The organism is Arthrobacter sp. 05N425, from assembly GCF_056397125.1.
Genome location: NZ_JBFTMU010000007.1, coordinates 160268 through 182609, shown reverse-complemented (window position 1 = coordinate 182609; position 22342 = coordinate 160268). Strand labels below are relative to the sequence as shown.

At 68.5% G+C, this 22342-nt stretch carries 18 protein-coding genes and 1 tRNA gene; 4 read left to right on the top strand and 15 right to left on the bottom strand.

The features are described 5' to 3' along the window. Nucleotides 1-23: 23 nt before the first annotated feature. The 6 genes from AC1DGE_RS11755 to galU all read right to left on the bottom strand — a co-directional run bounded on the left by AC1DGE_RS11755 (nt 24) and on the right by galU (nt 4978). Entirely contained in the window at nt 24-1163 is a 1140-nt protein-coding gene (locus AC1DGE_RS11755; protein WP_441417110.1) for a hypothetical protein, read from the bottom strand. A gap of 199 nt (nt 1164-1362) precedes the next feature. Continuing rightward, a tRNA-Ala gene (locus AC1DGE_RS11750) sits at nt 1363-1435 on the bottom strand. Nucleotides 1436-1481: 46 nt separating this feature from the next. Continuing rightward, on the bottom strand, nt 1482-2282 hold the full coding sequence (locus AC1DGE_RS11745) for an SDR family oxidoreductase (protein WP_441417109.1): 801 nt from the start codon (nt 2280-2282) through the stop codon (nt 1482-1484). Nucleotides 2283-2361: 79 nt separating this feature from the next. Further along, the gene (locus tag AC1DGE_RS11740) at nt 2362-3303 is read right to left on the bottom strand and encodes a hypothetical protein (protein ID WP_441417108.1); all 942 of its coding nucleotides are present in this window, start codon (nt 3301-3303) and stop codon (nt 2362-2364) included. A 123-nt stretch (nt 3304-3426) separates the two neighbouring features. Further along, on the bottom strand, nt 3427-4068 hold the full coding sequence (locus AC1DGE_RS11735; protein WP_441417107.1) for a GNAT family N-acetyltransferase: 642 nt from the start codon (nt 4066-4068) through the stop codon (nt 3427-3429). A gap of 4 nt (nt 4069-4072) precedes the next feature. Continuing rightward, nucleotides 4073-4978 carry a UTP--glucose-1-phosphate uridylyltransferase GalU gene (gene galU / locus AC1DGE_RS11730; protein WP_441417106.1) on the bottom strand — a complete coding sequence of 302 codons (906 nt, stop codon included), beginning with the start codon at nt 4976-4978 and terminating at the stop codon, nt 4073-4075. Between the two features lie 109 nt (nt 4979-5087). Between galU and AC1DGE_RS11725 the strand changes: the two genes are divergently transcribed. From AC1DGE_RS11725 to AC1DGE_RS11715, 3 genes are all read left to right on the top strand, one after another. After that, complete coding sequence (locus AC1DGE_RS11725; protein ID WP_476908487.1) at nt 5088-5717, top strand: 5-formyltetrahydrofolate cyclo-ligase; 630 nt, start codon at nt 5088-5090, stop codon at nt 5715-5717. 137 nt (nt 5718-5854) lie between these two features. Further along, nucleotides 5855-6106, top strand: a complete 252-nt coding sequence (locus AC1DGE_RS11720; RefSeq protein ID WP_476908486.1) for an FmdB family zinc ribbon protein — start codon at nt 5855-5857, stop codon at nt 6104-6106. Nucleotides 6107-6403: 297 nt separating this feature from the next. Further along, nucleotides 6404-6970 (top strand): RcpC/CpaB family pilus assembly protein, encoded by a 567-nt coding sequence (locus tag AC1DGE_RS11715; protein WP_476917498.1) that lies wholly within the window; start codon nt 6404-6406, stop codon nt 6968-6970. 33 nt (nt 6971-7003) lie between these two features. Here the strand turns inward: AC1DGE_RS11715 and AC1DGE_RS11710 are convergent, their stop codons facing one another. The 8 genes from AC1DGE_RS11710 to AC1DGE_RS11675 form a co-directional block, all read right to left on the bottom strand. Next, entirely contained in the window at nt 7004-7291 is a 288-nt protein-coding gene (locus AC1DGE_RS11710; protein WP_476892151.1) for a hypothetical protein, read from the bottom strand. A 62-nt stretch (nt 7292-7353) separates the two neighbouring features. Then, on the bottom strand, nt 7354-11169 hold the full coding sequence (locus AC1DGE_RS11705) for an AAA family ATPase (protein ID WP_476917497.1): 3816 nt from the start codon (nt 11167-11169) through the stop codon (nt 7354-7356). A 221-nt stretch (nt 11170-11390) separates the two neighbouring features. Further along, on the bottom strand, nt 11391-12980 hold the full coding sequence (gene guaA / locus AC1DGE_RS11700; RefSeq protein WP_476908483.1) for a glutamine-hydrolyzing GMP synthase: 1590 nt from the start codon (nt 12978-12980) through the stop codon (nt 11391-11393). 95 nt (nt 12981-13075) lie between these two features. Next, nucleotides 13076-13588 (bottom strand): DUF3817 domain-containing protein, encoded by a 513-nt coding sequence (locus AC1DGE_RS11695; RefSeq protein ID WP_441417100.1) that lies wholly within the window; start codon nt 13586-13588, stop codon nt 13076-13078. After that, nucleotides 13585-14457: an SURF1 family protein gene (locus AC1DGE_RS11690; RefSeq protein ID WP_441417099.1), complete on the bottom strand. Its 873-nt coding sequence runs from the start codon at nt 14455-14457 to the stop codon at nt 13585-13587. The genes AC1DGE_RS11695 and AC1DGE_RS11690 overlap by 4 nt, the downstream gene beginning before the upstream one ends. A 75-nt stretch (nt 14458-14532) precedes the next feature. Next, nucleotides 14533-15021, bottom strand: a complete 489-nt coding sequence (locus AC1DGE_RS11685) for a PTS sugar transporter subunit IIA (protein ID WP_441417098.1) — start codon at nt 15019-15021, stop codon at nt 14533-14535. A gap of 62 nt (nt 15022-15083) precedes the next feature. Then, the gene (locus tag AC1DGE_RS11680; RefSeq protein ID WP_175321236.1) at nt 15084-16835 is read right to left on the bottom strand and encodes a glycerol-3-phosphate dehydrogenase/oxidase; all 1752 of its coding nucleotides are present in this window, start codon (nt 16833-16835) and stop codon (nt 15084-15086) included. Between the two features lie 92 nt (nt 16836-16927). After that, nucleotides 16928-18064, bottom strand: coding sequence for a GuaB3 family IMP dehydrogenase-related protein (locus tag AC1DGE_RS11675; RefSeq protein WP_441417097.1), 1137 nt, complete (start codon nt 18062-18064; stop codon nt 16928-16930). Nucleotides 18065-18358: 294 nt separating this feature from the next. On the opposite strand from AC1DGE_RS11675, the gene AC1DGE_RS11670 reads away from it, so the two are divergent. Then, nucleotides 18359-20263, top strand: coding sequence for a S8 family peptidase (locus tag AC1DGE_RS11670; RefSeq protein ID WP_476917496.1), 1905 nt, complete (start codon nt 18359-18361; stop codon nt 20261-20263). Nucleotides 20264-20394: 131 nt separating this feature from the next. Here the strand turns inward: AC1DGE_RS11670 and AC1DGE_RS11665 are convergent, their stop codons facing one another. Next, nucleotides 20395-22236 (bottom strand): ABC transporter ATP-binding protein, encoded by a 1842-nt coding sequence (locus AC1DGE_RS11665; RefSeq protein ID WP_476917495.1) that lies wholly within the window; start codon nt 22234-22236, stop codon nt 20395-20397. Nucleotides 22237-22342 lie beyond the last annotated feature (106 nt).

The window sequence follows — 22342 nt, the reverse complement described above, 5'->3', positions numbered from 1 at the left end:
CCGTTGTTTCCACCGCTCCCCGCTCAGACTTCGGGCCTGCACGCCCCCTGGCCGAGAACGGACAGGCCTGTGAGGTCCCCGGCCTGGTACGTGGTTACCCCGGGGACGGCCGTGGGGTTCATCAGCTGGGCCGGGTCCTGGACGTGGCCCAGGCCCACGACGTGGCCGAGCTCGTGTTCGATGACCCCGCGGGCGGGCGCCAAGCCGTCCCGGAGGATCAGGGACTGCATTGCGGGCCCGTTCAGTTCCAGCTGGCCGCTGACGTAGGTGACCTCGGTGCCGTCCCGGCTGAGCGCGGCGCTGCCGCCCAGACCCATAACGTTGGTTCCCACGGCGTAGTTGGTGAAGCGGGGCTCCTCGGCTGTGGTCTCCCAGGCGATAAGCACCGGCGCCCAGCGGTCCCCGTACCGCGCCGGCTGGTAGGACTTGTGCTTCGCCGCCGGGGCCTCCGTGGTGGCTCCGTCGTTGATAAACACCAGCCCGGTCGCCCGGGAGACGGCTGCGATGGCCTCCTTGATCAGTCGGGGCCCTTCCGCCGGCTGGTTGGCGGCGCGCGTGACGTAATGGATAGGCCGGCAGGGGTCGTAGGCGGCCGGCCGCTTGTCCTTGCCGGTGGCCGTAAACGCGTAGGAGCGGGATTTGACCGTGACCGGCGCGGGTCGACCCAGCGGGGCGACGGCCTCTTCGCGCCCGGGTGTGGGGTGGTCCGCAGCCGCGCGCGGGGTGGGCACCGGAGTAACCGCCGCAGGAGCCGCCGCCGGAGTCCGGGGCCTTGCACCGGCGGACGGAGCGGTGCGGTACACCAGGGGGTCGGATGCGCCGGCGGCAGGATCGCCCGCGGGTCCGCCCAGGAACGACGACGGCTTCAGGTCACCTTTGAGGTACAGCAGGAAACCGCACACGAGCGCAATGGCCGTCAGGACGGCGACAGCCTTGAACAACCGTCCCAGCATCCTGCCGAGGGCCCGGAGGAGGCGGACCGGCCACGGGGCGCGGCGCGCCCAGACGTCCCGGACGGTCGAGGAGGTGTGGACCTGGCTGGGGTCCCAGCCGGGCAGCAGCGGGGCCGGGTTGCCGCGCCAGCCTTCGGACGGGGCCTGGCTGCCGGCCGTTTCTTCAAGTTTCCAAAGCGGAATCCGCTTCGGCTCCCCCTCATCACTCATCGGCGCCCCTACCCCCGTCGTCGTCGGCTCCGGTGTCAGCGTAAGGGAATTCGAGGCGCCGCACTACGTCCCGGATGATTTTGTCCCGACATCAGCCGAGATGCCGGCGCTCGGGTGGCTCTACCGCCACATGCGGGCCCAACGGGCTACCAGCATGATTGTGCGACCCACGCAGGGGCTCAAAAACCCCTGCAAATTGTGGAGCTAAGGAGATTCGAACTCCTGACCTCTTCGATGCGAACGAAGCGCTCTACCAACTGAGCTATAGCCCCGCAACAACGCCGCTCCCGGAGGAACGGCGTTGTCAACGTTCCTAGGCTACAAACTATCGGCGTGCATTGCCAGCCAGCCCTCGAATGTCTGCGTGCCGTGTCGCTCGCCGGGGGCCAGGTTGAGGCCGGCGCGCAGGTATTTGCCCATGCCGCCGGGCAGCGGCAGTTCCACTACGCGGCCGCGCGCCCCGGTAGCCTGCCGCCAGCTGTGGGCCAGCTCGCGCATCCCGACGATCTCCGGACCTCCGACGGTCCGGACCCGGTGCTGCACGCCGGACGGCGCCTCCAGCGCCGACTCCAGTAGTTCCGTGGCCACCTCTGCGGGCGCAATCGGCTGGAACCGGGCGCCCTTCACCACCGGGATCAGCCGGATCCTTGCTCCGGCGGCAAACACGCCGGCGAGGAGGGAATGGAACTGCGTGGCCCGAAGCACCAGGGTTTCAAGCCCGGAACGCTCGTAGACCTGCTCTTTGGCCGCCTTCGACTTGTAGTAGCCAAAGCTGCTCCGGTCGCAGTTGACGATCGAGAGCATGACAGCCTTCCTGACGCCGGCGTCCTGGGCGGCAGCGAGCAGCCGCGCTCCGCCGTCGGCGAAGTTCTTCAGCGCCCTGCCGGACTGTCCCTCAAGGCAATCGATGACGACGTCGGCTCCGGCCAGCGCGGCGGCCAGCCCCTCCCCCGTGGTGACATCCCCACGGAAATACTCTGCGCCGTCGTCCCGGCCGGCCTCCCCCGGCGCGGGCGGACGACGGCTAAGCACGGCGACGCGGTGTCCGCCCTCGACGGCCTGCCGCACCACTTCACGGCCCACCTGGCCGGTTCCCCCCGCAACGCAGATTCTCGTCATGCTCGTCAGGATAACTCCCGCGGGCAACAAAAAGCCCCGGGCGGCCGATGTGTCGGCTGCCCGGGGCGGGAAGTTTGAGTCAGGCGCGTCGGCGCTGCAGGACGTCGTCGAGGTTGCTCAGGGCGCTCTGCCCCTTGCCCATCACCTTCGACTCGGCAGCAGCCGCCTCCGGCTGCCGGACGGTGGCCTGCTTGAGCGAGGGCTTGCCGACGGCTTTCGGGGCTTCCGGCAGGTCCAGCGGCTCCGGGGCGGGGCGTTCCGCCTTGGGCGCCTCCACATACGTCGGCTTGGGGACCTCCACGGGTTCCCAGCTGGAGCCTTCTGCAGAGGACGGGTCGCCGACGCGGCGCACGGACGTATCGCCCGAGGCGGCGGCCTCGGCCAGTGCCGCCTGCCGCAGTTCGTCGGCTGTCAGGGGTGCGGGGGCGGCCTGGGGCTGCGCGGCGCCTGCTTCTGCGTCGAAGAGCGGACTCTCTTTCGCGGGCACCGCAGCTTCCCGGATGACGTCGGACTGCGCCGGGGTCTCCTCGGAAGCTCTCCGCGCCGGGGCGCCCATGGCCGAGCGGAACGCGGCGTTAACCTTGCGCCGGCGGTCCCGCACCGCAAGCCTGCGGAGCAACACGACGGCGGCAACGGCCCCGAGCAGGGTGGCGGCGGGCAGCCAGCCCGAGCCGACGCCGAAGAGCCGAAGGGCGGCGGACACGACGCCGGTGAGCAGCGAGAGCAGCCCCAGCACGGCAAGCGCCAGCCGGCCGTAGCGGATCCGGAACGCCGGAGCCGCCGGTTTCCGATCGCCGGAGTTAGTGGAACCCGGGGCTGACTCGGGGCGCTGCGTACTCGTCATCGGTGTCTCCTGCGGGGCAGCCATCTTCATGAGGTTTCCGGCTTGGGGGTCTGCTTTTTCTACATCCACGGCATTCATCAGGAGCTCCCCCGCCGGCTGCAGCTGGGGGCGGCCGTTCCGGAGCATGTAGGGAGCCACCCATACGATCCAGAGCGCAACAGCAATGACAAGGATCACTGAGCTGCTAAGAGGGAAGTCCACAATCAAAACCGTATGAGCAAGACGGCGGAGCGGGCGGCATTGGCAGCGGTGTGTCGCGAGGCAACTGCCAAATCACTGGATATATGACGAAACTGCTGGTCAGGCGGGGGTTTCCGGTGCCTGTGCGGGGCGGGTTTCCAGCCACCGGGCCAGCAGGCCCCCGGGGACTTCCTCGGAGGTCAGGGCGAAGGTGCGGTGGTCCGCCCATGCGCCGTTTATGTGCAGGAAACGCGGCCGGTAGCCCTCGTCGCGGAATCCGAGTTTTTCCACCACCCGCAGGCTCGGACGGTTCTCCGGCCGGATGTTGATTTCCATCCGGTGCAGCCCCAGGGTCCGGAAGCAGTAGTCAGTCGCCATCGCGACGGCGGTGGGGGCTATGCCCTGGCCGGCGCGGTCCTGGTCGACCCAGTAGCCGAGGGTGGCCATCATGGCCGAGCCCCAGACAATCGAGGAGACCGTCAGCTGCCCCACGATCACCGGTTCCTTGAACCCGGGAGTCCAGGCAGCAATGACAAAGGGAAGCGCGGTGGCCTGCGCCGCCTGGGCCTTGAGCGACCGCACCATCTGCCGGTAGTCAGGCAAGCCGCCGCCCGGTACCGGGTTGGACGCTTCCCAGGGGGCCAGCCACGCGTCGTTGCGGGCCCTAAGCTCGCTCCACTCCTTGCGGTCCCGGTACCGGATCGGACGCAGCACAAGATCGCCGCACTCCAGGGTCACCGGCCAGGTGAAGCTGCCCCCCATGGGACTATTTCGTCAGGCTGGAGGCGAAGCCGGGCAGCCATTCGCGCAGACCGGGGCCGAGGTCATCACTGTCGCAGGCGAGCTGGACGCAGGCCTTGAGGTAGCTGAGCTTGTCGCCCGTATCATAGCGGCGGCCGCGGAAAATGACGCCGTACACGCCGTAGCCTTCACCTTCGCCGGCGGAAAGTTCCTGCAGGGCGTCGGTGAGCTGGATTTCGCCGCCGCGGCCGGGCTCGGTCCGCTCGAGGACCTCGAACACCGCGGGGTGCAGCACATAGCGGCCGATGATGGCCAGGTTCGAAGGGGCCTCGTCGACGTCGGGCTTCTCCACCAGCTGCTTGATCCGGACGTACTCCTCGCCCTCAACCGGCTCGACGTCGGCGCAGCCATAGGCGCTGATCTGCGAGGGGTCGACCTCGATCAAAGCCACGACCGAGCCGCCGGTCTTTGCCTGGACCTCGATCATGGTGCTGAGCAGCTCGTCGCGGGCATCGATGAGGTCGTCGCCCAGCAGCACGGCAAAAGGTTCGTAACCGACGTGCTGCTTGGCGCGCAGCACGGCGTGCCCGAGGCCCATGGGGTCGCCCTGGCGGACGTAGTGGATATCGCCCAGGTTGCTCGCGGCCTGGATGGACTCCAGCTTGGCGGTGTCGCCCTTGGCCTCCAGCGTCGCTTCCAAGGTGGGCACGCGGTCGAAGTGGTCCTCGAGGGCGCGCTTGTTGCGTCCGGTGATCATCAGGACGTCGTTGAGGCCCACGTTCACGGCTTCCTCGACCACGTACTGGATGGCCGGCTTGTCGACGACCGGCAGCATTTCCTTCGGCATCGCTTTGGTGGCCGGAAGGAAACGGGTGCCGAGGCCCGCAGCGGGGATGACGGCCTTACGGACGGAGGCGTTGGGTGTAATCACTCGACTAATCTAACTGAGGGGGCAAAACATCAGGTAATTGTCCCCACCGGCACGGCAGCCGCGGCAGCCGACATCATCAGGCGCCGCCCGGGCGAGAGGACGCCACCGCATGAGCACCAAGGAAGAGATCCGTTCGCGGCACCGGCTGCGCCGGACAGCGATGTCGCCGGCGGAGCTGGATGCCGCCGGTTCGGCAATCGCCCGGCACGGGCTGGCGTGGGCCTCCGGGCTGGCCGACGGCGGACCACGCACCTTCGCTGCCTACCTCGGCGTCGGTTCCGAGCCGCCCACCCTGCCTCTCTTGGCCGCCCTGCATGATGCCGGCCACCGGGTGCTGCTCCCGGTCTGCGAACCTGGACTGGCGCTGAGCTGGGTGTACTGGACCCCGGCCTCGGAGTTTGTCCGCAGCCGCTATGCACCCATCCAGGAGCCGACCGGTGAACGGCTCGGCACGTCCGTGATGCGGGACGTGGCCGGAATCTTCCTCCCCGCCACGGCCCTGGACCGTTCGGGCAACAGGATCGGGCAGGGCGGCGGCTATTACGACAAGTTCCTTGCGGCCCTCGCCACACTGCCGGCGGGCCCTTCCCGGGCCAGCGACGGCCCGCTGCCGACGGCGGCCGTCGTCTACGACGCCGAGGTACTCCCCGCTGGCAGCATCCCGGCGGAGTCCTTCGATCAGAAGGTCGCGGCCGCCCTGACTCCTGGCGGCTTGGTCCGGCTTGCCGGGCTTTCCTAGCCGCAGCCGGCGGGTGATAGAATTGGCACTCAGGCCCTGCGACTGCTAATGCGGTTTCCTCGTCCACCGATTCCGGTGGCGGAGATGCCGCTCCGGCAGCACGGGACCTGCTCGTTTGTCCAAGAGGAGGAACCCCAGTGCCCACGTATGCATATGCCTGCAAGGACTGCAGCCACGCCTTCGAGACCGTGCAGTCGTTTACGGACAGCTCCCTGACGACCTGCCCGGAGTGCCAGGGGACGTTGCGCAAGAAGTTCAACAGCGTCGGCGTCGTGTTCAAGGGCTCCGGCTTCTACCGGACCGACTCACGCGATAGCAAGGGCAGCGCCGTCGCCCCCGCTGCCAGCCCGGCTGCGAGCTCCGCACCGGCTTCCGCCGCCGCCAACTAGTACCCGGCACGCCGGCACCCCCACGGTTGTCCACATAGCGCCGCCCGGGCCTGACGCCGGCTGGCTTCCCCACCATAACGTGGCGACATGGCCCACCGCAGCCGCCGCACACTCTTTTCCCGATCAGCACCGTCTTACGGGTCGACGCCGCGTTTCAGATCGTCTCCGTCACCGCTTCCGCGCGCTGCCATCCGCCCTGGCTCGCGCCGCAAATTTCCGCCGAGGCGGCGCTTCCGCGGCTGGCTGGGAAGACACCGAAGGCTGGTCATAGCCCTGCTGCTGTGCCTCGCCGCCGGCATGGCCGTGCAGCAGCTGACTCCTGCGCCCGAAGCCACCGTCACCGCGTGGGCCGCGGCCAAGGATCTCCCGGCCGGCCGGGTGCTGGATGCGGCCGACGTCGTCGCCATCCAGATCCCGCCCGGCGTTCTGCCCGCCGGCCCGCTTGACCCTGCCGGACTGGACGGGAAACAGCTCGCCGTGGCCCTGCGCAAGGGCCAGCTACTCTCCGACTCACAGTTCGTCGGCCCCGGGCTGCTCGCCGGCAGTCCGCCGGGTTCGGTGGCCGTGCCACTTCGCATGGCAGACCCTGCCTCGATCCAGCTGGTCTCCCCAGGCCAGCTGGTCAATGTCGTGATGACGAGCGGCGACGGTTATGAAAAGGCAGCCGCTTCCCGGCTCCTCGCTTCGGCTGTTCCGGTCCTGTGGACCTCAGCGCAGGGCGGCCGGGCCGGCCCATGGCTCGACGCCGGGGCGACGGACGGCCTGATCGTGGTGGCCGCTGACCCTGACCAGGCCCGCCAACTCGCCGGAGCGTCCACGCACGGCAAGCTGTTCTTCGTCCTGGTCAGGGCCGGGCGCGGATAGCGGAGGCCGCCGGCTGCTTCGCCGGCGTGCGGGTCAGCCCCAGTGCGGCGGCCGCTGCTCCTTGAGCCAGGCATCGTGGTCGTAGCTCCCGGGCTGGTCGCCCCAGCGTCGCGGATCGTCTTCGGCCGCCTTGTTCGGCAGCAGTCCGCCGGAAGCCGCGGCGCCGGCCCCCGGCTGCCCCTGTGGTTTCTGGGCGGGCGCTTCCTGGTTCCGTTCAGCGGTGTCCGGGGCAGTCACGTTCGGGTCGCCTGCCTGCTTTGCGTCACCGCTGTCACTGCCGTCACCGTGGTTGTTGTTTTCGTTCTCGCCGTCTGCGCTCATGCCGCCGGCCTCCTTGCTGCAAATAACTGTTCAGTGCCTCCGGGCCTGCCGGTTAGCCCCGGTCAGCTGCGGTCAGCTGCGGCCGGAGCGTAGGCATCTTGCCCGTCTTCGACGCTCAGGTTTTCGATGTCGTCGGAGAAACCGGGCGAGGGGCGCACCCGGCTCGGCGCCGCAGGCTTCTCCAGTCCGAGGTAGCCGCCGATCCGGTCCGCGCAGGCGGACGGATCGGTGAAGACCTCTATTGTCCATAGTGGCATGTACCGCCAGCCCATGCGCTCCAGCAACTGCGGGCGGAGCCGGCTGCGCTCACGCACTGTCATCCGCCGGTACCGTTCGGTGCCGTCAGACTCGATGGCAACCGGGCGGGGAATCTCGGCGTCGTCCTGGCCGATAGTGTGCATCGGGTCGGCCGCGGCAACCATGTCCAGGACGCCGTCGTACTGGTGCCAGACGCGAGCGCCGCGGGCACGGAGCCGGTCCCCGAGATCGGCCACCAGCGGGTCGGCGCCAAGGGCCTGCTCGCTGGCCGCGGCACGGGATGCCGGGCTCCCCAGGTCGGAGTTGCCGGCGATCTCGCGGTCCAGGAGCTCGTAGAAATCCACCGCGCCGTGGCTCAGGCGGGTGACGTCCAGGTCCTCGGGCCGGAAGCAGCTCAGCACGTGCAGTGAACGCCGCGCCCGGGTCATCGCCAGGGCGAATTTAGCACGGCCGCCCTCGGCTGAAAGCGGCCCGAGGCTATGCAGCGCACGCCCGTGCGGGGTGCGGCCGTAACCGGGCGAGAAGATCACATGGTCGCGGACCAGCCCCTGGGCCCGTTCGAGGTCCACGACCCGGAAAGATTCGTCGCCGGCGGTGAAGAAACTGCCCAGCACCGGGTAGTTGGGCAGCTGCCGCCGGATGGCCTCGCCGATCCGGGCGGCGTGACGCAGGCTGCCCGTGACAACCGCCAGGGAGGTGCGGGGGCGCAGCCGTGCGTGTTCGAAGACCAGCTCCACCACACGGTTCACTTCGGCCACGACGGATTCGACGCCGTCGTGGTCGGCGCTCGGCAGGCCGGTCCCGTCCGGCAGGTATTCCACTGTCAGGGCCCGGTCCAGGCCCGTGGCCGACTGCCCCTCCGGGAGCCGGCGGAGTCCGCCCTCGTAGAATCCCTTGCTCAACTGCCGGACCAGGTCCTCGTCGACGGCGCGGTAGACGGTCCGCAGTTTCCAGACCGGCAGCACGGCGGCCAGGGCCTGGTAAGCGCTGTCCACCGGCTGGTGCGAGTTCTCACCCGCGGCGAGCCGCTCGACCCCCACGGTGAAGCCGCGCGGGCTGGCGATTTTGTCGTCGCCAAAAGCAATGACCTGCCGGGAGCGCGCCACGGCGGGCAGCACGGCCTGCAGGGACGTCGCCTCGGCGTCGAGGATCACGACCACGTCGAAGCGCTGTTCGGCCGGCAGCAGGCTGGTCATAAGGTAGGGGCTGACGGACCAGACCGGCACGAGCATGGGCACGAGCTCCGGTGACTGCGCGGTCAGTGCCGCCGGAGTGACCCGCCCGTCCTTGAGCAGGCTGCGCAGCAGGTCGGCCTGGCGGGGGTGCTCGCTGAGGGCGGCGCGCCACCGCTCGGCCAGTTTCCAGCGCAACCGGGCGGCGCCGCTGGCGATGTGCGCGTTGTCCGCGAGGCGGTACTCCGCCTCGAGCTGGCGGAGGGCGTCGCCGTCGGACATGGCAAGGTAGTCGTCACCGCTGATCATGGCTTCGAGGGCCGACTGCCACCAGGCCAGCTCAAGCTCCGCGGCCACCGACTCGGCCGGCACCTCGCGCTCGGCGAGGTCCGCGAGCAGCTCGCCCAGGCCGTGCTCGCGCATGTTCTCCACCAGCAAGGTGCGCTCGGGCAGGGTCTCCAGCGTGCCGGTGTCCGCGACGAGGCGTTCCAGGCGCTCCACCAGTTCCTCGTACGGGGTGTCCCGGACCGCTCCGCCGGCAGCCGTATGCCGCACGGCCTCACTCAGCTCGGCCAGCTCGGAATCCAGCTCCCGGTACAGGGCGGTGATCTCGGCCAGCCCGGAGGGAACGGCAGGGTGGCGCTGAGTGGTGGCGTACCCCGACCAGGTGGCCCGCTGCTCCTGGACCAGCACCAGCGAACTGTGAAGGTCCGCGATGTGCACGCCCGGACGGACGTACTCCTTGGCAACGCGGCGCAGGCGTGAGCGTTGCATCGACGCCATTTCGATGTTCCGCTCGCGGCGCCACGAGGACGGGGCGGTGGCCGAAATCAAATCATGGACGGGCCGGTCGAAGATGTCGGGGGTGAACTTGTCCAGGCTTTCCCGGACCGCGACCAGCAGGTCGATCTGGTCCCCCCATTCGGCGAATGTCTCGCCGAGGCGGATCTCTGCGTGTTCGGCGACGCCGTTCATTCGTTCGCGCAGCTGCGGGAGCTTCTCCGCGACAGAGCGGGCCACTTGCTGCGCCTCCTGGGTCTCCTTGCGCGTCAGCAGCCGGGCGCCATGCCAGGGGCTCATGGTCGAGGCGCGGCTGAAGCTGCCCAGCTCGGCCGCCCGTTTGAGCCGTCCGGCCAGTTCCTCACGGTCCCGGATGCTGTCCAGCACGCTGCGCTTGAGCCGGACGGTGGTGGCCGGTGCCGGGTGGATGGCGGTCAGGGCCGCGAGCGACTGCATGGCCTCGTACGGCGAGCAGCCCCAGCGCTGGCGAACGTTGTGCAGGGATGCGACATGGTCCATCAGGGCGTGCCGGTGCTCGGTCAGGGTGGAGTGCAGGTTCTTCAGCTGCGGTTCGAGCGACTTTTCGTTGCGGACAATCGCGCGGACCAGCTGCCCCTTGAGCATCAGGGGCGTGGAGTTGCCGGCGAGCTGCACGAGCAGCGATTCGAGCCCCAACGTCTCCAGCTGTGCGGAAACTTCGCCCAGGCTGGCCCGGCGGTCGCCCACGACCAGGACGCTTTTGCCTTCATCGACCAAGGCGCCGATGGTGTTGATCGCGGTCTGGGTCTGTCCGGTGCCCGGCGGGCTGCTGACCACCAGTGAGTCGCCGGCGCGGACGGCGTCCACGACGTACTGCTGGTCCGTGTCGGCGTCAAGCAGCAGGAGTTCGTCGGCGGGGCTGCGCTGGTCCGTGCTGGGAAAGCGCCCCTCTTCGAGGTGGGGAACATCCACCGGGTCGCCGGCCGCGGCACGGCCCAGCGCCGCCACGAGCGGGTTGTTCGGGTTGATCCAGGGGTCATCCAGGTTGCCGGAGAGGTCGGCGAACGTCGAGACGAGCAGGTTGTGCTCGATTTCGGCGCCGTGGATCGGCTGGATCAGGGTGCCGAGGCGGTCCAGCACCGGCTGCGGATTGTACCGGGCCGTGCTGTAGGCCATCCGGGTCACGGCGTTGACGTCGAAGACAATCCCGTGGATGGTCTTCAAGTGCCGGACCAGGGCGGGGTTGATCCGGGCCTGTTCCGTGAGCTGCAGTTCGTAATCGTCCTCGCCGGGGCGCACGGTGAGGGAAATGGCGGTGAGCATGACCGGCGCGGACACGCGCTGCGGCTTGCCCCCGACGGCGGAGGTCCAGACAACGGTGCCGGCCGAGAAGTAGCCGGCGTCGATGCCGCGGTCGTTGGCGAGCTCGAAGATCTTGGAGCGAAGGTTGCGCGAGGCCCGCGCGGCGACGACGTACTGCTGACGGTCACGGATCAGGGTCGACAGGCGGGTCCTGCGGCCGGCCATCAGCTGCGCCAGGCCCGAGGGATGCGCGTGGGTCAGGTCAATGGAGCCCTCGGGCGTTTTCGTAAAGCGCAGCATGGTGTCTGCTCCGGTGACGGGTTTGAGACCCGACAGCCATTTCCTGAACTCCTCGGAGCCCTCGGGGTGGCCTTGACCAACTGACACTGCTGCCTTCTTTTCTGTGCTCACGGTTTCTGTGCTCGCGGTTTCTGAGTTCGCGCGGGACGCCCTGGACCATACCGGCATGCCTTCGAGGTTAGCCCGAATCGGGCGTCAGTGCGGGGCCGCAACACTGGCGTACACCAAATTCGTGGGCAAATTGCTTCGGCGAAAGGGCTGGCCAAAAGAAAATGGCCGGCCTCCGAAGAGGCCGGCCATTCACAACGCTATTCCCACTCGATGGTTCCCGGCGGCTTGCTGGTGACATCCAGTACCACGCGGTTCACGCCGTCCACCTCGTTGGTGATCCGGTTGGAGATCCGGGCGAGCAGCTCGTAGGGCAGCCGCGACCAGTCCGCCGTCATGGCGTCCTCGGAGGACACCGGACGCAGCACGATCGGGTGGCCGTAGGTGCGGCCGTCGCCCTGCACCCCGACGCTGCGGACGTCCGCCAGCAGCACGACCGGCATCTGCCAGACCTCGTTGTCGAGGCCGGCCGCGGTCAGCTCGGCGCGCGCGATGGCGTCGGCCTTGCGCAGCAGGTCCAGCCGCTCCTTGGTCACTTCGCCGACGATCCGGATGCCGAGCCCGGGGCCCGGGAAGGGCTGACGGCCTACGATTTCCTGCGGCAGGCCGAGCTGGGCGCCGACGGCGCGGACCTCGTCCTTGAACAGTGCACGCAGCGGTTCCACGAGCTCGAACTGCAGGTCTTCCGGCAGGCCGCCCACGTTGTGGTGGCTCTTGATGTTTGCCGCGCCCTCGCCGCCGCCGGATTCGACGACGTCGGGGTACAGGGTGCCCTGGACCAGGAACTTGATCTTTTCGCCGTGCGCCGCAGCCTCGGCGATGATGGCCAGTTCGGCCTCTTCGAACGCGCGGATGAATTCGCGGCCGATGATCTTGCGCTTGGTTTCCGGGTCGCTGACGCCGGCCAGCGCGGCCTGGAAACGCTCCTGCTCATTGGCGACGTAGAGCTTGACGCCGGTGGCGGCCACAAAATCGCGTTCCACCTGCTCCGCTTCGCCTTCGCGCAGCAGGCCGTGGTCCACGAAGACACAGGTGAGCTGGTCCCCGACGGCGCGCTGGACGAGGGCTGCGGCCACGGCGGAGTCCACGCCGCCGGAGAGCCCGCAGATCACGCGGGAGTCGCCGATCTGCTCGCGGATCCGCGCCACCTGCTCTTCGAGGATGTTCCCGGTGGTCCAGTTCGGTTCCAGCTTGGCGCCCTTGAAGAGGAAGTTCTCCAGGACCTGCTGACCGTAGGCGGAGTGCTTCACTTCGGGGTGCCACTGCACGCCGTAGAGGCACTTCTCCTCGTTGGCGAAGGCGGCGACGTCGGCGCCCGCCGTCGTCGCGAGGACATCAAAGCCCTCCGGGGCCTCGTGGACGGAGTCGCCGTGGCTCATCCAGGTGCTCTGGTGCTGCGGCATGCCCTCAAGGATGGAGCGGCCTTCGCCGATGGTGGTGGTCTCGGTGGCGCCGTATTCGCGCAGTCCGGTCTGGGCGACCTTGCCGCCCAGGGCGTTGGCCATGGCCTGGAAGCCGTAGCAAATGCCGAACACCGGGACGCCGGCCTCAAACAGGTCTGCGCCGACGCTCGGGGCACCTTCGGCGTAGACGCTCGCGGGGCCGCCGGAGAGGATGATGGCGGCCGGGTTCTTCGCCAGCAGCTGCTCGGTGCTGTAGGTATGCGGAACGACTTCCGAATACACATTCGCTTCCCGGACGCGGCGGGCAATCAGCTGCGCGTACTGGGCACCGTAGTCAACAACCAGCACAGGCCTTTGGGACGTCTGGGATGCAGTGGGAGTGGTCACCCCACTAGCCTACTTTGCGCCGCCGGTCCCCCGCACATTGAGAAGCCCCGGGTAATCGAACTCACAGGCCGCCGGAGCGTCCGGAGGAGAGCAGGTCAGTAGCGCTGCGGCGCCTGCGGGTTGGCAGCCAGTTCCGCCTCCACCTCTGCGTGGAACCTCTTTTCCACAAAGAAGGACAGGAACGGCACGACGCCGCCCAGCGCCAGGATGACGAGCTTGGCAAAAGGCCAGCGCATCAGCGACCAGAGTCGGAAGTTGGACATCAGGTAGACGACGTACATCCAGCCGTGCACGATCAGCACCGCCACGGAGAGGTTCACTCCCCCGATTACTCCCGGCGGCTCGGCGTCGGCGAACCCGAAGCCGAACGGCTGCCCGGTCACGGCGTTGGTGCCGCCGGCGAAAAGGTAGTGGCCGAAGACGTAGCGGGCGATCAGCTCCGCGCAGAGCAGGAGGAGCATGGAGCCCGTCAGGTAGGCGAGGACCTTGTAGAACTTCAGGGCGGAGCGGATCTGCGCCTCGGTCCCGCCGAAGCGGCGCTTCTTGCCGTTGGCGCTTCCCGTTCCGTTGGACTGCTGCGGCTGGATGGCCGGCTGGGGCTCGATCATGATTGCACTCTCGGATTGGTTGGTTCGGTTGCGGGGGAATCAGTGGGCGGATCGGTGTCGTGGGGTCCGCCGGCGGCGGCCAGCCGGGCGGCCGCCTCGTCCTGGGCGTCTTCGAGGCCGCGGCGGTAGTCGTCCTTGACCAGGCGCCACCAAATAAACAGTGCGAAGCCGGCAAAGACCACCCACTCCGCGGCGTAGAAGAGGTTGAGCCAGTTCACGGTCTGGGCGGGCGGCTGCGGGCCGATATTGAGCGGTTTGACGGAGCCGGCGGCGGCAACGTCCGCACCGCCGGAGCGCTCGGCGCTGGCGGCCACGAACCCGGGATAGCTGCTGACGTCCCAGAGATTAATGAGTTCCGCGACGGAGACGGCGCTTGCCCGCCCGGCGCCGGCGTCGGTGTTGGGCAGCGGCGCTTCGGAGGGGATCAGCCGACCGGTGAGTTCAATAGTGCCCGACGGCGGCGCCGCGGCGTCAGCCGCATCGGCCACCCAGCCCCGGGCCACCGGGATCCAGGTCTGCGGCGATGCGCCGGCGCCGGTCAAGGCGGGAGCGCCCTGCACGGCGAAGGCGGAGACGATCCAGAATCCCTTGGCGCCCTCGTGAATCCGGCCCGGCACCAGGACCTGCTTCCGCGGGTCGTAGCTGCCGGTGGCGGTGACGACCTGGTCGGCCACCGAGCCCGGGAAGAACTGCCCCGGCTTCAGGACCGTGGTCAGCGGGCGGGCGTCCTCGGTTCCTGTGGAAACCGGCGCCTCGGACCGTGTGGAGCGGCCGAACTGCCACTGGCTCAACAGCACAAAGACTCCCGAAATCACGATCGCCAGCACCAGGCCTGCGATCCAGCGGGGTTTGAGGGCGGTTTTCAGCACCCCTTAACCGTACTTCGTCGGCGTGTAGAACAACGAAACGGCTCTGGAGACCAGCCATAGCGTCGGCAGCAGGTGCTAGTGGTCGAAGAACACCAGGCTGGAATTGATCAGTTCGGAGATCACTTCGGGATCATAGGCCCGGCGGAGCGACTCCCGGAAGGACTCCTTGGACAGCGAACGCGCCAGGGTGGCCAGCACCTCCAGGTGGTCCGAGAAGGAACTCGCGGGCGTCGCGATCAGCAGGATAACGGTGGCCGGTCCGTCGGCCGCCCCAAAGTCCAGCGCCTTGCCGTACTTGGTGATGCCGACCGCGATCGAGGTGCGGGAAACAAATTCGCTGCGGGCGTGCGGCAGGCCGACGCCGCCGGGAAGCCCGGTGGCCAGCTGGTGTTCGCGGGCGTTGACGTGGCTGAGGAACCCCTCCAGATCGGAGATCCGGCCGGCGTCGTACATCCGCTGCGCGAGCTGGGCGGCGGCGTCGAACTTGTCCTCCGCGTCCAGCTCCAGGATCACCATCTGCGGCGTGGTGAGGTCGGCATCGTACCGGTCCAGTGGTTCCGCCAAGAGGTGTCCCTTCGAAGTGGCGTCGGTGCACGCCGGCTGGCGGCGCCGTACGGCGTCCCCGGTCAGCGCAGCGGAACGATGTCCTCGACGCCCAGGCGTGCTGCGTCGGCGGATTCGTCGTCCGGCTGCTCCTGGCTCAGCCGTTCCGCGTCGACCCGGGCCAGGTAGTGCTTGATCTCGCTCTCGCGCTGCGCGTCGCTCCAGCCGAGAACCTCACCGATCAGTTTAGCGACTACCGGCGCCGCGGACACACCGCGGTCCCACGCCTCGATGGAAATGCGGGTCCGGCGGGTCAGCACATCCTGGACGTGGCGGGCCCCCTCGTACCTGGCCGCGTAGACGGCCTCGGCTGCGAGGTAGTCGTCCGCGCCCGGCAGCGGCTCGGCCAGCTCGGGGTTCTCCCCGATCAGCGCCAGCACTTCCGGGGCCATCGAACCGTAGCGGTTGAGCAGGTGTTCGATCCGCGCGACGTGCACCCCGGTTTCTTCCGCCATCCGGTTGCGCTTGTTCCAGGCAGCCTTGAAGCCGCTCGCACCGAGCAGCGGGATGGACTCGGTGCAGGACGGCGGGACGCGTTCGTCCATGCTGCGGGTGGCTTCGTCGACGGCGTCCTTGGCCATGACCCGGTAGGTGGTCCACTTGCCGCCGGCCACGACGACGAGGCCGGGCACCGGGTGCGCCACCACGTGTTCGCGGGAGAGTTTAGCCGTTGAGTCATTCTCCCCGGCCAGCAGCGGGCGCAGTCCCGCATAGACGCCTTCGACGTCCTCGCGGGTCAGCGGCCGCTTGAGGACCTTGTTGACGTGCTCGAGGATGTAGTCGATGTCCTTGCTGGACGCCGCCGGGTGCGCCTTGTCCAGGTGCCAGTCCGTGTCGGTGGTGCCGATGATCCAGTGCCGGCCCCAGGGAATAACGAACAGCACGGACTTCTCGGTCCGCAGGATCAGGCCCACCGTGGACTGGAAGCGGTCGCGCGGCACCACCAGGTGGATGCCTTTGGAGGCGCGGACCTTGAGCTGGCCGCGGTCGGTGACCATGGCCTGGGTTTCATCGGTCCAGACGCCGGTGGCATTGATGACCTGCTTGGCCCGGATGTTGAAGCTGGAGCCGTCCTCGTGGTTGACGACCTTGGCCCCGACCACCCGTTCGCCCTCGCGGAGGAAGTCGACGACGGCCATCTGGTTCACCGCGTGCGCGCCGTAGTAGGCGGCGGTGCGGACGAGGTTCGCGACGTACTTCGCGTCGTCGACCTGGCCGTCGTAGTAGCGGATGGACCCGACGAAGGCGTCGTCTTTAAGGCTGGGCGCCGCCCGCAGGGTGCCGCGCCTGCTCAGGTGCTTGTGGAACGGGACGCCGCGGCTGTGGCCGCCGGTGATGGACATGGCGTCGTAGAGCGCGATGCCGGAGCCTACATAGGGCCGTTCCACGAACCGCTTGGTGAGCGGGTAGAGGAACGGGACGGGCCGGGCAAGGTGCGGGGCGAGCACGGAGAGGATCAGCCCGCGCTCGTGCAGGGCCTCCTTGACCAGCGCGAAGTCCAGCATCTCCAAGTACCGCAGGCCGCCGTGGATGAGCTTCGAGGACCGCGACGAGGTGCCCGCAGCCCAGTCGTTGGCCTCGACGATGCCCACGCTGAGGCCGCGGGTCACGGCATCGAGGGCGGCGCCGGCGCCGACAATGCCGCCACCGACGATCAGGATGTCGAGTTCCTTGCCGGGCTGGGTGCTGGCTTTGAGCACCGCGAGGGACGCTTCGCGTTCCGCGGGCCCTAGCGCGCCACCGGCCAAGGGAGCACCACCGGGAAAACTGTTCATCTCACGCCTCCATCCGGATCAAACCTCGTAGTGCACCACACTACTTCCAAGTTCTTCGGATGGGCAGGGTCTTGGCCCCGCCGGCGCCGGGCTCAGTTTCCGGCGTACGGGGAGACGACGACGTCGACGCGCTGGAATTCCTTCAGGTCCGAGTAGCCGGTGGTCGCCATTGATCGGCGCAGCGCGCCGATCAGGTTCGAGGTCCCGTTGGTGTGGTGGCCCGGGCCGAACAGGACCTCCTCGAGCGGTCCGACGGTGCCGACGTTGGCCCGGTCGCCGCGGGGCAGTTCGAGGTGGTGGGCTTCCTGGCCCCAGTGCCAGCCCTTGCCTGGAGCCTCTTCGGCGCGGGCCAGGGCGCTGCCGAGCATGACCGCGTCGGCTCCCATGGCGATGGCCTTGACGATGTCGCCCGAGGTGCCCATGCCGCCGTCGGCGATCACGTGCACGTAGCGGCCGCCGGATTCATCCATGTAGTCCCGGCGGGCGGCCGCGACGTCGGAGATGGCGGAGGCCATCGGTGAGTGGATGCCCAGGGCGCGGCGGGTGGTGCTCGTCGCTCCCCCGCCGAAGCCGACCAGCACGCCGGCGGCGCCGGTGCGCATCAGGTGCAGGGCCGGGGTGTAGCCGGCCGCCCCGCCGACGATCACCGGGACGTCGAGTTCGTAGATGAACTGCTTGAGGTTCAGCGGCTCATGGTCCTTGGAGACGTGCTCGGCTGAGACCGTGGTGCCACGGATGACGAAGATGTCAACGCCGGCGGCCACGACGGTCTTGTAGTGCTCCTGGGTGCGCTGCGGCGTCAGGGAGCCGGCCACGGTCACGCCTGCGGCGCGGATTTCGGCGAGCCGCGAGGTGATCAGTTCGGGCTGGATCGGGGCCTGGTAGAGCTCCTGCATCCGGCGGGTGACGGCCGGGCTGTTGGTCTCGTTTTCGAGGGCGGCAATCTGGTCCAGGACCGGCTGCGGGTCCTCGTAACGGGTCCAGAGGCCTTCCAGGTCGAGGACGCCGAGGCCGCCGAGGCGGCCCAGTGCGATGACGGTTTCCGGGGACATCGCGGAATCCATCGGCGCGGCAATGACGGGCATATCGAACTTGTAGGCATCGATCTGCCAGGAGACGGAGACGTCCTTGGGATCGCGGGTACGTCGGTTGGGGACGATCGCAATGTCGTCCAGGGAGTAGGCACGACGCCCACGCTTGCCACGGCCAATCTCAATCTCGTAAGTCACGTCCCCACTTTACTTGACCGGGCCGGGGACCCGGCATTGGCCGCGCCTGCCGGGCTGCGGGCCGGCCCGCGGGGGCACGGCGGCGGCCGCGGCGGCGGCGTTGCCGGGCCGGCCGATAGCGAAGTATGCACCCGAATTAATCGATAGCTCACACTTACTTGACGCGATCTGTCAATAGTTTACAAAACCTGAAAATGCCCTTACGTTTACTTTCGGCCGGCCGGGGATTTCGCCGGGGGCCTCCACACCCAGTTCCGGGCATTCCGCAATGCCCGGTTAAAGAAAGCAGAACCCATGGGAAGTGCATCACTCAGGAAGTCCCGCGTCCTGGCCCTGTCGCTGGCCGCCGTCGTCGGAACCATGACCCTCGCCGTCACCCCGGTGCTCGCCGCCCCCGGCACCGGGCCGGTCGCCACCGAAAATGTCCCCGCGCCGGACGTCAACGCCGGCGAGGCGTACACGCAGTTCATCGTCAGTTTCAAGAAGACCCCGGGCAACGCCACCCCCAACGGCCGCGCGAACGCTTGGGGCAAGGCCGCCAAACAGCAGGGGGTGAGCGTACGGGAGCTGCGCGCCCTGGCTACCGGAGCGACCCTGATCGCCTCCGACAAACCCCTGTCCGACCAGGCCGCCACGGACTTCATGGACTCGATCGTCGCTTCCGGCGCCGTCAACGCCGTCGAACCCGACGCCCGCATGACGGCCGTCCTGTCGCCGAACGACACCCGCTACGGGGAGCAGTGGGACTTCACCGGCGCCAATGGCATGCGGATCCCCGGCGCCTGGGATGTCTCCACCGGGTCGGGGTCCACCGTTGCGGTGATCGACACCGGCATCACCGCACACCCGGACCTGGACGCCAACGTGCTGCCGGGCTACGACTTCGTCTCCGATGCCACCGATGCGCGTGACGGCAACGGCCGCGACTCCAACGCCCAGGACCAGGGTGACTGGTACGCCGCCGGCGAGTGCGGGCAGACCACCGCCGGCAACTCCTCCTGGCATGGCACGCACGTCTCCGGCACCATCGCCGCGGTGACGGGTAACTCCACCGGCGTGGCCGGTGTCGCGCCCAACGCCAAGGTCCTGCCGGTCCGGGTCCTCGCCAAGTGCGGCGGCTCCCTCTCCGACATCGCGGACGCCATCATCTGGGCCTCCGGCGGGACTGTCTCCGGGATCCCCGCCAACGCCAATCCGGCCAAGGTCATCAACATGAGCCTGGGCGGCTCCGGCGCCTGCGGCACCACCTACCAGGCCGCAATCGACTCCGCCGTGTCGCGGGGCACGACCGTGGTGGTGGCGGCCGGCAACAGCAACCAGGATGCCTCCGGCTTCCGTCCGGCCAACTGCAACTCGGTGGTGACCGTCGCCGCCAGCAACCCGAGCGGCGCCCTCTCCTACTACTCCAACTACGGCGCCACCGTGGATCTCACCGCTCCGGGCGGCGACACCAGCGTCAGCGGCGGAGGCATCCTCTCCACGCTCAACACCGGAACCACGACGCCGGGTGCGGCGGGCTACGCCAGCTACCAGGGCACGTCGATGGCGACCCCGCACGTCGCCGGGCTCGTCGCCCTGATGAAGTCCAAGTCACCTGCCCTCACCCCGGCCCAGGTCGAGTCCACGCTCCGGCAGGGCACCCGGGCCATGCCCGGCGGTTGCACCAAGGGCTGCGGCGCCGGCCTCTCTGACGCCACGGCTACGATGGGGCTCCTCGGCGGAAGCACCCCGCCGCCGCCGTCGGGCAACCTGCTCCTGAACCCCGGCTTTGAAAGCGGCTCGGCGTCCTGGACCTCCAACCAGTCGGACACCTTCGAGACCGGCACGGCCGCCCGCAGCGGCAGCGGCTTCGCGGGGCTGAACGGCTGGGGCAAGTCGACGTCGTACACGCTGGACCAGGCCTTTTCCATCCCGTCCTCCGTCAGCGGCTCCTCGCTGTCCTTCTACCTGAAGACGCTCTCGGATGAGACCACCACCAGCACCGCATACGACACCCTGAAGGTCCAGGCCATCAGCGGCGGCGTGACCACGACGCTGGCCACCTACTCCAACCTGAACAAGTCCACCGGCTATGTCCTGAAGACGCTGGACCTGTCCTCGTTCAAGGGCAAGACCGTCACGCTGCGGTTCCTCGGCGTGGAGGATTCCTCCCTGGCAACGTACTTCTACCTTGACGACACCTCGGTGACCACCTCGTAGCACCACCGGCCGCTGCTAAGAATGGGCATGCCCTCCCTCCCCGGGAGGACATGCCCATTCTTTGTGCCCCGGAGTGGACATAACACCGCTATGTCCACGGGACGTCGCCGGCAGAGGGCATGTCCGGCGGCTCAGACCCCCTCGGCCTCGTCGACGGCGAGCTGCGATTCGAACATCCGGAAATAGCGGCCGCGCAGTGCCACGAGTTCCTTGTGCGTGCCCTGCTCCACGATCCGGCCGTCCTCGAGCATGTAGACGATGTCCGCCTTCTCGATCGTGGCGAGCCGATGGCTGATGGCGATGATGGTACTGCTGCGGTCGGCGAAGAGCCGGGTGAAGATCCGGTGCTCGGCCAGGGCGTCGATTGCCGACGTCGGTTCGTCCATCACCATGAAGGACGCGTCCCGGTAGAAGTTCCGGGCCATGGCCAGGCGCTGCCACTGCCCGCCGGACAGGCCGCTGCCCTTCCGGCCGCGCGGGTCCTCCATCCAGTTGCTGACGTGGTTATCCAGCCCGTTGGGCAGCTTGTTGATGAACTCGAGGGCCTCCGCGTCCGACGCGGCCCGGCGGATCCGGTCGTCGTCGCGCGGCGCATCGACGTCGCCGAAGAAAATGTTCTCCGCCGCGGTGGCGAACTCGTACTTCAGGAACTCCTGACTGAGCACCGCGAGGTGGCGGTGCCACGACTTCACGTCGACGGCGGCGAGGTCCACGCCGTCGAGCAGCACCTGGCCCGAATCCGGGCGGTAGAGCCCGGCGAGGATCCGGATCAGGGTGGACTTGCCGGCGCCGTTCTCGCCCACTACCGCGATGTGCTGGCCCTGCCGGATGGTCAGCGAGATCCCTTTGATGACCTCCAGCTCGCTGCCGGTGTAGGTGAACCGGATATCCCGCAGTTCCACGGTCCGGGGCGCCTGGAGCAGGGGCGGGGCATGGTCGGAGTGGACCGGCAGCGCCATGAACAGCTCGTAGTCCTTGAGGTTGGCGAGGTCCTCGTCGATGGAACTGAGCGAGGAGACGAGGCTGTTGGCGGTGGACAGGGCGCGGCTGACGATCTGCTGGACGTAGAGGAACTGCCCCACCGGCTGGGCCCGGGCGATGATCTGGCCCACCACCCAGATCAGCKAGACCACCTCCGCGCCGTATTGCMGGGCGTCGGCGGCGAGCTGTTTGGGGATGTAGCGCTTCTGGAAGTCGAGCCGGCGCTTCTCATCCGCGTCCCGGAGCCGGGAGCGGAGCCCCATCAGGTAGCCGACGATCCCGTAGAGCCGCATCTCGGCGATGTGCTGCGGGCGCAGCAGGTTGGTTTCGATCATCCGGCGCTGCCGGCGTGAATCGACCTGCGTGTTCCAGTGCGCGATCTGTTCCCGGGACAGTTTGAACTGCAGGTAGACGCTGGGCACGATCGCGACCAAAACGATCACCGCGATCCACCAGCTGACCAGCAGCAGCGCGCCGATCGCCAGGACCACCGAAACCAGTTGGGTGAAGATGGCGGCGATCCGGTCCAGGACCCGGGCGTAGGAATCGGAGAAGCGCTTCGCCCGGTCGTACAGGTCCACCGTTTCCTTGTCGTCGTAGCGCCAGAAGTCGAGGGCGAGGAACCGCTCGTACATCAGGTCCCCGACGATCGCGCCGACCCGGAAGCTCATCAGCTGCTGGATGTAGCGGTCCACGCTGCTGAAGGCTCCCCAGAACAGGCCAAGCGCCGCGGTGATGATGACGTAGACGATGGCCTGCTGCCCGGCGGCGGCGTTTCCCGCATAGGCGGCTGCCAGCGCCGTCGTGGTCAGCGCGGCGTAGTAGGTGGTGACGAGGGGCAGCAGCGCCGAGACCAGCGAGCCCACGACTTTCATGACGACGGCGGCGGGCGAGGCGCGGAAGCTGACCCGCAGAACCTGCGCAACGGCCCGGGCGTAGGGCCGCAGCGCCAGTTTCCGCTTCGGCTCGCGTGCGGGCAGGAGTTCGGACATGCCTCCAGCCTAGTTGCGGGCCGCGGCGGCGGAACGCGAAAGGGCCACGGGACGAATCCCGTGGCCCTTCAAGTCGGCGTGGTGGCAGGGGCCGGATGGGCCCACG